This window comes from Cysteiniphilum sp., from assembly GCF_057495195.1.
Window position 1 is genome coordinate 1 of the sequence record NZ_JBXTEF010000120.1, and the last position, 11552, is coordinate 11552.

Here is an 11552-nt window from a genome sequence, read left to right on the forward strand (position 1 = left end):
TTGGTGGAGCTAAGCGGGATCGAACCGCTGACCTCTTGCATGCCATGCAAGCGCTCTCCCAGCTGAGCTATAGCCCCGAAACTGAAGCTGCATTCTAGGGAGGTTTTAAAAGGCTGTCAAGCGCTAGATTTAAATATTCTTAAAATTTGAGTTTTTTGTCGGCTGCTGTGTGAAAGTCTTCTATACTAGGAGCATCAACATGGATAGCGAGTATGAAAATGTCTCTTAAAAAAACAAATAGAAATGCCAAAGCAAAAGCACAAGGTTTCTCATTGATCGAATTATTAATCGTCATTGCGGTGATTGCCGTGTTAGCAGCAATCGCCATTCCGATGTATAGCAATTATGTACTCAGAGCGCATCGAGCCGATGCCGTAAGCTCAATTAATCTAATTGCAATGAATGAAGAAGCATGGGCATTAAGCTCAGGCACTTACACAGCAACGCTTACTAATGTATGGTCAGGAACGACCTCAACAAGAGGTTATTATGATATGAGTTTAACCAGTGTTACAAGCAGTGGTTATACCATTATTGCAACGCCAACGGGGTCGCAAACCGCAGATAGTGGTGATTGTCCTAATTTAACGCTAGTTGCCAGTGGAGGTGCAATCACACGCACACCTGTTGCCTGCTGGGAGTAATGGTTTATGACAGGTGTGTTGGAATAAGTATATTCTTGTCAATATACGACTGGCAGAGTGCTCTACCATTTTGCAACAAGTCCTCACTTACAGGTAGCGATAAATTGCGAGCGGCAGTCGTGATTGCTTGATCAATACTTTGGGGTTCTGTCATCAATAGTTCTAACAAATGGGCACTTAACAGATTAACTTCCATAAACAATACTTTAAAGTTGGTATTGCGATAAACCACAAGAAAAGTTGGATTAAGTGGTGGTTTTTGAGGCGTGAAGTCTCTTCTAGATATTTGATGCACCGGATAGCGATAGACAAGTACGCGGGTGCTGTTATTCGTCATGTAGTGAGCAGTAGCGTCTGAGTTGCTTTTACTTTCCATGGATAGCTCAACATCTAGTTCAACCCATTCGTAATGCATAAGCTCATGCAAAAAAGGCCAAGGTAATTCCTCTAGGGTGTTGATATACTCGATAAACTGCTTAGGTAGGTCATAAAAATAAGGGCTTTTACTGTTGTAATGGGCTAAAAAGCCTAAGGTTAATGTACGCCATTGTTCTTTTGATAAAATGCTAACACTTACAGGAAAGGCACGCTTTAAAGTGTTATTGATGTTGTTGTAAATAAGATTTTGATAAATTTCCATTTGTTCATGATTGATATTAGGAATGTCTTTCGCTGTACTTTGCTGGCGTAAATTACAGGTAAAATCAGTCATTATCTTATAACTCATACGGATTCCCTTGAATAAACCTGTTGCTGAATTTGGGCAATGGTTTGAAGCTCGAGCTTTAAGCTTGCCAAAGGTGGTAGGTTAAAATCCCGTTCAAGCAAGGTTGGAAAGAAGCCATGTGTTTGGTAGCAGTAACAAAGAAGCTGCCATACCGGATCGATCACATCCTCACCATGAGTGTCAATAATTAGTTGTGGGGATTTCTGATAATGACCTGCAACGTGAATATAGTGTATGTTGTCACGAGGTATTTGCTTAATAAATTTCTGTGGGTCATAACCATGATTAACACTGTTAACATAGACATTATTCACATCTAGCAGTAGCCTGCAACCGGATTCAGAAACGACGGCTTGAATAAAGTCAATTTCACTGAGGGTTTGCCCAGGGGCTGCATAGTAGGAAGCGTTTTCTAAAATCAATGGACATTCTAGAATATCTTGGACTTGCTGGATACGTGTAGCAACGTGCTTAACCATCTCATCACTAAAAGGTAAGGGCAGCAAGTCATATAAGTAGCCTTGCTGATCTGAGCAATAGCTTAAATGTTCACTGTATATCGTAATCTGATGCTCACGCATAAAGGCTTTAATGCGTTTAATAAAGTCAATATTTAAAGGTGATATTCCACCAATCGATAAGCTTAGTCCATGCAGTACGATGGGGAATTGTTCACGATATTTTTCAAGTAAGTGCGCGCGACGACCACCTATGCCAATCCAGTTCTCAGGAGCAATCTCAATGAAATCAACCCCTTGAGGGTTCTGCAATAGCGCGTCAAAAAACTCCTGACGCAGTCCAAGTCCTATGGCTTGGTGATCTAGCATGTACTTATCCTTGTTATTGTTTATTAGTTGCTGCTGTCATCGTCACTGCCGCAGCTGCCAGCACCACATTTCATATCACTGCTTTTATCAGATGAAGCACCACATGAACCTGCGCCACATTTGCCATCTTGTGATTTATCCGTGGCATGATCACTACCACAGTTACCAGCACCGCACTTCATGTCGCTTGATTTTTCCGAAGCTTTAGCGCCACAGCTTCCAGCACCACATTTCATGTCACTAGATTTATTATTTGCATTTGCCATTTGGCCGCTTTGTTCTTTTTGACCATTGCCATACCCTTTATTCATATCATTGCTTTGAAAATTACTATCAGCAAAGGCGTGTGTTGACATGCCAAATGCTAAAGCCGAAGCGATGATCATTGATTTTGTAGCTTTCATAGAGTTTTTCTCCTTGTTGTGGGTTTAAAATCCTTCTTAGTGTGCTTTGCAACAGCATCCAAGTTTGTGTTAAACATTAGCATATCGAAAATAATTAAAAATGCACGAGGTGGATTGCAAATAAAGTTTTTCTTTTTGGCATTGTTCTGTGATCGGTATATACCCATTGTAAATCTTTTTGCGGTGTTTAGTTGCAAAGCAATTCGCGAGGGTTTTAACAAGCTGGATTGCAGGTAATAGCTAGGACTATTGCAAAAATTCAACTTGGTAATAGTGCGGGAAGTGCAAAGCAAGAAATTCTGTAAAATGGTTTGTGATGGGTATAAACTATACGTCAGTAATAATGTTAATGTTTATAAATATATTCTGGTTATGAAACAAATATATCTTGATTATGCCTCAACAACACCGGTTGCTGATGAGGTGGTGGCACAGATGTTGAAATATCTAAGCTTTGATCATGCCTTTGGTAATCCGGCATCAAATACGCATGATTATGGTTGGCAGGCAAAAGAAGCCGTCGATAATGCGCGATTACAAGTTGCCAGTCTTATTAATGCGGAAGCACGTGAGATTGTTTTTACCTCAGGTGCGACAGAGTCGGATAATTTGGCGATCAAAGGTGTTGCAGATGCCTATGGATCTCGTGGTAAGCATATTATTACCTCAATGATTGAGCATAAAGCGGTGATTGATACGTGTGTTTATCTTGAAGCAAAAGGATATACAGTTACATATCTTAAACCCGATGCTAAAGGTCAAATCTCATTAGCGCAAATCAAAAACGCATTAACAAAAGAGACAGTTTTAGTTTCAATCATGGCAGTTAATAACGAATTAGGCACGATGTATCCTTTGGCAGAAATTGGTGCTTTATGTCGCGAGCGTAAGGTTTTATTTCATGTTGATGCCGCGCAAGGCGTTGGTAAAATCAACATTGATGTAAAAGCAATGCATATTGATCTGTTGTCAATCTCAGCACATAAGATCTATGGACCAAAAGGCATTGGCGCGTTATACGTTAGAAGAAAGCCTAAGGTGAAACTCACGCCATCAATTCATGGTGGTGGTCATGAACAAGGATTTCGCTCAGGTACGTTGGCAACACATCAAATTGTGGGATTAGGTAGCGCCTGTGATTTAATGTCTTCAAAGCAAAATGAATTAAATAAACATGTGCATGAATTGCGTAATCAGTTTTTACAGGGGATAAATGTATTACCTGAGTTAATCATTAATACGCCACTAGATAATAGTTATGCTGGAATTGTTAATATTACCTTTCAAGGTGTTGATGGCGAGTCATTAGTGGCCATGCTTCATCAGTTAGCAGTATCGATGGGCTCGGCATGCAATTCAGCCAGTGTTGAGCCGTCATTTGTATTAAGTGCTATTGGTTTAACACAACAACAAGCGCATGCTAGTTTACGCTTTTCATTTGGTCGCTATACCACGCGTGCAGATATTGACATTGCGATCACGGCAATCGTTGATGTGGTCACTAAATTGCGTGCCTTATCACCATTGTGGCAAGGTCAATAGTGTCATGATGAGTGAAAAAATTTTAGATCTGCTTCAAGCAATTACATTGAAAGATTGCCAATATAATCCTTCATGTGTTCAAACTATTGCGCATGCTGGGGAGTTGGGGCAGCAAGTTTTCATTTATAGTGATCAGGCTAATTATTACTTTAAAGCAATTGGCAGCCCGTATTTATTGGCAATGACAAAATGGCTGGTAATGCAATTGCAAGATAACGATAAGGCAGCACTTGCTACTTTTGCTGATATTGCTAAGCTGCAACAGATGTTTGATTTACCAGCGCATAAACGTCAAGATGCCTTAGTGATTTTGCAGTTGATTGAGCAGTTGTTGTGATGGCGACGCTAGAAAAAGCGGTTGTGTTACATAGTCGTAAGTATAAAGAATCATCACTGTTATTGACCTTATGGTTAAAAGAGCATGGTAAGTTGAATGCAATTGCGCGGACGAACAAAAAGAATCATGGCATTTACCAGCCATTTAGCTTATTGAATGTTGATATAAAGATCATGCCTGCGACGGAAAGCTTAGCAAATATTCGCTTTGCCGAGTGTGAGAAAAGCTTTAGCATGGGAAGTTATTTATCACAATTGGCACGTATGTATCTGAATGAAATTTTATACTGGCTTTTACCACATGATCATCATGATGCAGCGCTCTTTGATTGTTATTCATTAGTAATACAAGAATTGGTTAGTGATGATATTACGAGATTATTACGATATTTTGAGCTGCAGTTATTAGAAAGTTTAGGTTATGGTTTTCAGGTGGATTATGATGAGCAGCATAAAATGATGACTGAAGAGCATTATTATGCAATGGCGCCATTATCCGCCTTTTATCAAACAACCGCTGAAAGTGGTATTAGTGGCAAATATATCAAACAGTTGCAACAGCCTGTGTCCGGTTGGGATAATGACACGCTGCAAGTGCTGCAAAAACTCATACGGATTAATTTAAATGCCTGTCTGCAAGGCAGAGCACTTAAAACGCGTGAGTTGCTAATAAGTTATTTACGAAACCAAAATGCTTGATGACGCTTAGGTGATCATTTGCTATGATGTGATGAGTTTAACGTCTTAATTTTTTAACGTATGGATCAATTAAGCCTTTCTTTTGAAGATAATGAAAAGCAGACGATTAGCGCCTTTAGTCGTCAGGCATATTTGAATTACTCGATGTATGTGATTCTTGATCGCGCATTGCCGCATATTGGTGATGGTTTAAAGCCTGTACAACGGCGGATCATTTATGCGATGAGCGAGATTGGTTTATCGGCATTAAGTAAGCACAAGAAATCAGCACGTACTGTCGGTGATGTCTTGGGTAAGTATCACCCGCATGGTGATAGCGCCTGTTATGAAGCGATGGTGCTGATGGCACAGGATTTCTCCTATCGCTATCCCTTGATTGATGGACAAGGGAACTGGGGCTCGCCTGATGATCCAAAATCGTTTGCCGCAATGCGTTATACCGAGTCGCGATTATCCAAATATGCTGAAGTGTTATTAAATGAGTTAAAGCTTGGCACAGTTGATTGGCAGCCAAATTTCGACGGTACACTACAAGAGCCAAAGATGTTGCCAGCACAAGTGCCAAATGTGCTATTAAATGGCAGCATGGGGATTGCTGTGGGGATGTCAACGGATATTCCATCACATAACCTCACTGAAGTTGTTAATGGTTGTTTATATCTTCTAACAGGTAAAGATCACGATTTAGATGGTTTAATGACACATATTCCTGGACCTGATTATCCAGGAGGGGCTGAGGTTATCACTCCTTTTGAAGAACGTAAAAAGATTTATGAAACAGGTACTGGCAGTATTCGTTTACGTGCGGTATTTCATACGGAAGAGGGTAATATCGTTATTACTCGCGTGCCACATCAGGTCTCAAGTGCCAAGGTCATTGAACAGATTGCTGCCCAAATGAACAGTAAAAAGATCTCATGGCTTAGTGACATACGTGATGAGTCTGATCACAGTGATCCAGTAAGAATCGTATTGGTACCACGTTCAAATCGTGTCGATACCAATCTTCTGATGAGTCACTTATTTGCGACAACTGATCTTGAGAAAAGCTATCGTGTTAATTTAAACATGATCGGTCTAAATGGTAAACCGCAAGTAAAGTCATTAATGGAAGTGCTTGTAGAGTGGTTGCAATTTAGAACGGAGGTCACGACCAAGCGTTTAGAGTTTCGTTTGGATAAAATCTTAGAGCGTTTGCATATTTTAGATGGCTTTTTGATTGCGTTTTTAAATATTGATGAAGTCATTGCCATTATTCGTTATGAGGATGATCCTAAACAGGAATTGAAAAAGCGTTTTGATCTCACGGATACACAAGCTGAAGCCGTGCTTAATCTGCGTTTACGCAATTTAGCCAAGCTTGAAGAAATGGCGATCAAAAAGGAAAAGCATGAGCTTGAAAAAGAGCGTGATGAGATTATGGGGTATTTAGAGAATCCAACTAAATTAAAGAACCTCATCAAAAAAGAGCTCAAAGCCGCACAACAAAAACATGGTGATCAAAGAAAATCGGCCCTTGTGGTACGCCCTGAAGCCAAAGCGTTAAAAGAAGCGGATTTACAACCGGTTGAAAGTGTCACCGTTGTCTTATCAAAGCAAGGTTGGGTGCGTGTTGCCAAGGGGCACGATGTCAATGTTGAAGGGTTAAGCTACAAAACCGGTGATAGTTATTTTGCCTCAAGTATGGGTAAGAGTAATCAGCATTGTTTGTTCTTCTCAAGTTTGGGTAAGGCTTATAGCTTATTAAGTGCCGATCTACCTTCAGCAAGAGGCCAAGGTGAACCGATTACAGGACATTTGAAGCTTGACCAAAACGAGCATATTGTCTCACTAACTTTTGTGACTTCAGAAGATCAGTTTGTTTTAGCCTCAAGTGCCGGTAATGCCTTTTTAGCAAACGTTGATGATCTGATTAGTAAGAACCGCTCAGGCAAGCAGGTCATTACATTAGGCAGTGACAAGATGGTGCCTCCGGCTAATGCGCATGATTATGAACATAGTTTGATTGTTGCTATTTCTAATCAAGGGCGCCTGCTCGCGGTTGATAAAAGTGAGCTACCAAGTTTGGCAAAAGGAAAAGGCAATCGTCTTTTAAATATGCCAAGCCCGCTAGCAACTGGTGAGGAGCTTAAATTTGTTAGCGCCATTACTAATGGGCAAAGCCTAGTAATCTACTCAGGTAAGCGTCATATGCGTTTAAGCTTTAGCGATCTACATGATTATCAGGGTAAACGTGCTTCACGTGGCAAAATTCTACCACGTGGTTTCCAGAATGTGGATGATATTACTATTACATAGGCTTTAGATAATATTGGGTGGAAATATCGAAGAAAATATTTTTTGATTCAATAAAAAATCATACTTCATATGAGCTTGCATATCTTGTAATACCAATTTCAATGTTATTATTTTTACTGCTTGTAGTATTAATAGTTAATAAAAAGAACCAATTAAGGTAATAGTTAGCAAAACATCGGAGATATTATGAAATTAAAATTAGAGGAATTAATGGAGTATCAAAATCAATTTGATGCAAATAATACAGAAATCACATCTGGTTTTGAGATGGTTAGGCATACCACTTTGCATTTGAGTAAGTTGCTTGGGAAAATAGCTGAGTATTGCGAAACTAGGGAGCATAGCGATACATCAAGGTACAGTGATATGAATAAGGTTAAAAATGAGGTGATCCCTGATTTATTGGTATATGCATTGCAGCTTTCTCGTGAGTTTGATATTAATTTAGAAGAAGCGTATTTTCAGAGGTTACAAGGAAATCAAGGAAAAGTGAATTTTATAGCAGATGAATCTTCTGTTTGATAGCCTATATCAAAATAGTCTAAGTTGTCACCACCAACTTTGCGATGGAATATTGCAACGTCTTAATTGATAGGCATAGCGATACGCCATATCTTGGGTTTCACGTGCGTATTTCATTAAAAATTGATTATTACGATAGCTTTTTTTCATATAGCCATAAACCCCTTGGTTATAAGCTAGATATAGTTGATAGGCATTGTTTTTAGAAATCCCTGCAATGCGTTGCGCGCGACTGGCATACCAACCAATAAAGTCAACAGAATCAGCGAAGTTCGTGCGACTTGCCCATGAGTTTCCGGTTTCTTTTTGATACTCCTCCCATGTGCCATCAAGCGCTTGAGCATAACCATAAGCCGTTGATTGACGTCCGGTTGGGATAAACCCGAGAACATACTGCATCGGTGTTTGCGCATCAGCAATGAAGCTTGATTCTTTACGAATAAATGCCCACTGCACACTGATGGGTACTCCCCATTTTTTATAGGAATCTAAAGAGTCATAATACCAATCAGGGTATTGCTGTGCTATTGAACAAGCGTTATTAGGATGATTTGGTGGTGCGGTAATACAACCGGCAAGTGGTAAGACAGCTAAAATAGCTAAAAACTTGAAATTAAACTTCATGAAATTAAATAGCGAGTTTTTCGTAACATTGGGGCACAGCCTAACGGATTTTTGAGCGAACGCGAACTATTTTCAACAACTTTTTATTCCAAGTGGGCGCGCAATACAGTAAGTTATGCGACTAATAGATAAAGAATAACTATTTACGAATATGGCAAAGCTTCATTTTTATTACTCAACCATGAATGCTGGCAAGAGTACAACCCTTTTGCAATCTGATTATAATTATCGTGAGCGCGGGATGAATACCTTATTATTTGCACCTAGCTTTGATGATCGTTTTGGTGTGGGTAAGATCTCATCGCGCATTGGTCTCCAAGCTGATGCGTTGTTATATGATCAGACAACAGATCTCTGTGTAGAAACACAAGAAGTGCTTAAAACGAAGAAATTACATTGTATTTTGGTTGATGAGGCACAGTTCTTAACAAAAGTGCAAGTCTTACAATTAACCGATATTGTTGATGAGTTAGATATCCCAGTACTTGCCTATGGTTTACGTAATGATTTTCAGGCAGAGCCTTTTGAGGGTAGCAAGTATTTACTGACTTGGGCAGATCAGCTGATTGAAATTAAAACCATCTGTCACTGTGGTAAAAAGGCGACACATGTCTTGCGTCTGGATCAAGATCTGAATGTTATTAAAGATGGTGAACAGCTGCAAATTGGCGGCAATGAGCGCTATATTTCGGTCTGTCGTTGGCATTATAAAAAAGGGCAGATTGCCTGATTACAGTACTTTTGCTTGCTGTGAAATCCGATCTTTGCCACAATGCTCTTTAGAGCGGAGAATTGTATAAAGAGGGTAGTGTGAAGTCGTATTTAAAGGCGCGTGCAGCATTGTTTAAAAATAGCTCATTTACTTGTGCATGTATTATGAGCTTTTTTTCTGCTATTGCCGTTGGTATGGCTTATGTCTCATTTAGTTGGCACTTGCTGGCTATTTATAATAGTGTTAATGCGATTATTATATTTATGTTTAGCTGGTGGGTCTCAGGTGCCGTTTTATCTCCTGTGACAGGCTATGTTGCCGATCGTTTCCCGCGACAAAAAATCATTATTGCGACCAATGGTGCACGTGTTGTTGTGATTGCTGCCTTTTTAATGTTTGGCTACCTTGATACATTAACTGAGGTATACTTCTTTACTAGCTTTTGGGGCTTGATATTAGCATTTTATATGCCGGCAATGCTGATTATGGTGCGTGAGATCTTTAGTGATGATAGTTATCTGTTATATGCCAATAGCACGATGGATGGCATATTTGAAATTGGCATGGTTATTGGTATGTCACTGGGTGGCTTGTTGGTCGTGTTTTTTAATATGCATCAAATCCTATATTTCTTGTTGTTTGCTACAGCAGTTGCATTGATAGCAAGCTTTGGTGTTAGACCTAAACGCCATGTTGAGCGTAGAGCAAGTGGCTTTATTGAAGACTGGCGCATGGTTTATCGTTTTTTGCGGCAAAAGCGGTTTGTCTTTTGGTTTTATGTCGCTGAAATTGGCTTTACCTGCTTGTTTATGACGGTACCGATTTTTATCGCACCTTATGCTAAGAATATTTTACAGGCAAGCTCATGGCAATTTGCGCTGATTGAAACTGGTTTCTCAATCGGATTTATTATTGGTTGTATTATCCTGCCATGGTTTGCAGATCGTTATAGCGAGGTCAAAACAATCGTTGGCGCCTTACTGATATCGGTATGCTTATACTTCATGCTGGCAATAGTCCATAGTGTGTGGCTGGCGCTAATCTTTTACTTTGTTATTGGCATATGCCTTTCATGTTGGGCAATTTCAGTTACCCTTGCCCAAAGGCATACGGATATAACGCTACAAGGTAAAACCCAAGGTTTAAGCTATGGCTTATCCGGCTTAATGGTCATGGTGATCTATACGATGTTTTTGATCATCAATAGCCAAATGCATTTTCCAAGTAACTATTGGTTTTATTTTATTGTTGTTTTAGCATTAATGATTACCTATCCGCTATTGCGCGGTGCGAAATTGCAAAAAATAAAGGATATAAATAGCTAACCACTAGATCTAAAAAGAGCTACATATAAGCGTTTTTTTCTTATGCTTTTTGCTTCTTTTGCAGTATTTTACTTTGCTGGTCACGTTCAATTTTAATGCGTTTTAATAACTCAGAGGCAGGCTCATCTGTCGGATCTTGCGCGACCAACTCACCGCGAAATGCTTTTGCTAAAATGGATTGTTTTAAATTATCTAACTGTTTTTTTGCCTTGATATAATGTTGTTCAATACTATCCGCTTTTGCAAAAAGTGATTTAACACGCTGGACTATTTCGTTTTGTTCTTTGATTGATGGTAGATTAAACTTCAACATATTTAATACTTTTAAGTTAATATTTTTTTGAGCGGTAGAAGATGCAAACATTTCTAGCTTCGATTTATTAATATCGATTAAATATTTAACAAATAATATATTGTATTTTTCGTTCTTTAAATTAAACCCGATAACGCTATCAGGAAAGCAAGCGTCTATATTCAAAATTGCAGTATCGGCAATATTTGCTGCAATAGTAATGCATAAAGTCCCCTTAGAAAACAACTTACTTTGTTGTAATCCAAAATCACTATAAAACTTTGTTGCTGAATTAATCACGCCGCCTGAGTTTGCAATTTCGCCAGTTTGAATAAATGGATACTTATTTCCAAATAACTTTGAATCATTTCGAGGTCTATGCTTTGATTTTCCTCTAGATAGATTGCCCATATCAGAAAGCTTTATACTTTCCCAGTGGTAGTTAGTATTGGTCTTTTTTCTCCAATCTTTTGTCAACTCCCCCGAAGTCGCTGCCTGCAATACCGACTGGCGAAAGCGTTTTAAAATGTGTGGAATCTGCTGTAAATGTTGATTGGCTTTATTTATCTCGGTAAATAACTGATCCAGTTTATTGGCAAT

At 39.2% G+C, this 11552-nt stretch carries 13 protein-coding genes and 1 tRNA gene; 8 read left to right on the top strand and 6 right to left on the bottom strand.

What is annotated here, in order from left to right:
- Position 1: 1 nt before the first annotated feature.
- Positions 2-77: transfer RNA gene (locus tag ACY10D_RS10410), tRNA-Ala, on the bottom strand.
- Positions 78-212: 135 nt separating this feature from the next.
- Between ACY10D_RS10410 and ACY10D_RS10415 the strand changes: the two genes are divergently transcribed.
- Entirely contained in the window at positions 213-644 is a 432-nt protein-coding gene (locus ACY10D_RS10415; protein WP_487000669.1) for a type IV pilin protein, read from the top strand.
- 4 nt (positions 645-648) lie between these two features.
- On the opposite strand, the gene ACY10D_RS10420 is transcribed toward ACY10D_RS10415, so the two are convergent.
- Genes ACY10D_RS10420 through ACY10D_RS10430 form a run of 3 tightly spaced genes read right to left on the bottom strand, consistent with a single transcriptional unit; the run spans position 649 to position 2602 of the window.
- Positions 649-1371 carry an HvfC family RiPP maturation protein gene (locus ACY10D_RS10420; protein ID WP_487000670.1) on the bottom strand — a complete coding sequence of 241 codons (723 nt, stop codon included), beginning with the start codon at positions 1369-1371 and terminating at the stop codon, positions 649-651.
- Complete coding sequence (locus tag ACY10D_RS10425) at positions 1368-2198, bottom strand: HvfB family MNIO-type RiPP peptide maturase (protein ID WP_487000671.1); 831 nt, start codon at positions 2196-2198, stop codon at positions 1368-1370. Before ACY10D_RS10425 ends, ACY10D_RS10420 begins: the two co-directional genes overlap by 4 nt.
- 23 nt (positions 2199-2221) lie before the next feature.
- Positions 2222-2602, bottom strand: a complete 381-nt coding sequence (locus ACY10D_RS10430) for an HvfA family oxazolone/thioamide-modified RiPP metallophore (protein WP_487000672.1) — start codon at positions 2600-2602, stop codon at positions 2222-2224.
- A 372-nt stretch (positions 2603-2974) separates the two neighbouring features.
- Here ACY10D_RS10430 and ACY10D_RS10435 point away from each other — a divergent pair, with 372 nt between their 5' ends.
- From ACY10D_RS10435 to ACY10D_RS10455, 5 genes are all read left to right on the top strand, one after another.
- The gene (locus ACY10D_RS10435; RefSeq protein ID WP_487000673.1) at positions 2975-4144 is read left to right on the top strand and encodes an IscS subfamily cysteine desulfurase; all 1170 of its coding nucleotides are present in this window, start codon (positions 2975-2977) and stop codon (positions 4142-4144) included.
- A 7-nt stretch (positions 4145-4151) separates the two neighbouring features.
- Positions 4152-4481 carry a hypothetical protein gene (locus ACY10D_RS10440; RefSeq protein ID WP_487000674.1) on the top strand — a complete coding sequence of 110 codons (330 nt, stop codon included), beginning with the start codon at positions 4152-4154 and terminating at the stop codon, positions 4479-4481.
- Positions 4481-5179: a DNA repair protein RecO gene (recO, locus tag ACY10D_RS10445; RefSeq protein WP_487000675.1), complete on the top strand. Its 699-nt coding sequence runs from the start codon at positions 4481-4483 to the stop codon at positions 5177-5179. The genes ACY10D_RS10440 and recO overlap by 1 nt, the downstream gene beginning before the upstream one ends.
- Before the next feature lie 60 nt (positions 5180-5239).
- Complete coding sequence (gene parC / locus ACY10D_RS10450) at positions 5240-7477, top strand: DNA topoisomerase IV subunit A (RefSeq protein WP_487000676.1); 2238 nt, start codon at positions 5240-5242, stop codon at positions 7475-7477.
- Between the two features lie 186 nt (positions 7478-7663).
- Positions 7664-7999 carry a hypothetical protein gene (locus ACY10D_RS10455; RefSeq protein WP_487000677.1) on the top strand — a complete coding sequence of 112 codons (336 nt, stop codon included), beginning with the start codon at positions 7664-7666 and terminating at the stop codon, positions 7997-7999.
- A gap of 27 nt (positions 8000-8026) precedes the next feature.
- On the opposite strand, the gene ACY10D_RS10460 is transcribed toward ACY10D_RS10455, so the two are convergent.
- Positions 8027-8623 (bottom strand): transglycosylase SLT domain-containing protein, encoded by a 597-nt coding sequence (locus ACY10D_RS10460; protein ID WP_487000678.1) that lies wholly within the window; start codon positions 8621-8623, stop codon positions 8027-8029.
- A 151-nt stretch (positions 8624-8774) separates the two neighbouring features.
- Between ACY10D_RS10460 and ACY10D_RS10465 the strand changes: the two genes are divergently transcribed.
- Complete coding sequence (locus ACY10D_RS10465; protein ID WP_487000679.1) at positions 8775-9353, top strand: thymidine kinase; 579 nt, start codon at positions 8775-8777, stop codon at positions 9351-9353.
- An 80-nt stretch (positions 9354-9433) separates the two neighbouring features.
- A complete protein-coding gene (locus tag ACY10D_RS10470) occupies positions 9434-10660 on the top strand; it encodes an MFS transporter (RefSeq protein ID WP_487000680.1) in 1227 nt (408 codons plus the stop codon).
- 40 nt (positions 10661-10700) lie between these two features.
- Here ACY10D_RS10470 and ACY10D_RS10475 read toward each other — a convergent pair.
- Positions 10701-11552, bottom strand: an 852-nt coding sequence (locus ACY10D_RS10475; protein ID WP_487000681.1) for a restriction endonuclease subunit S, incomplete at its 5' end; no start/stop codon positions are given.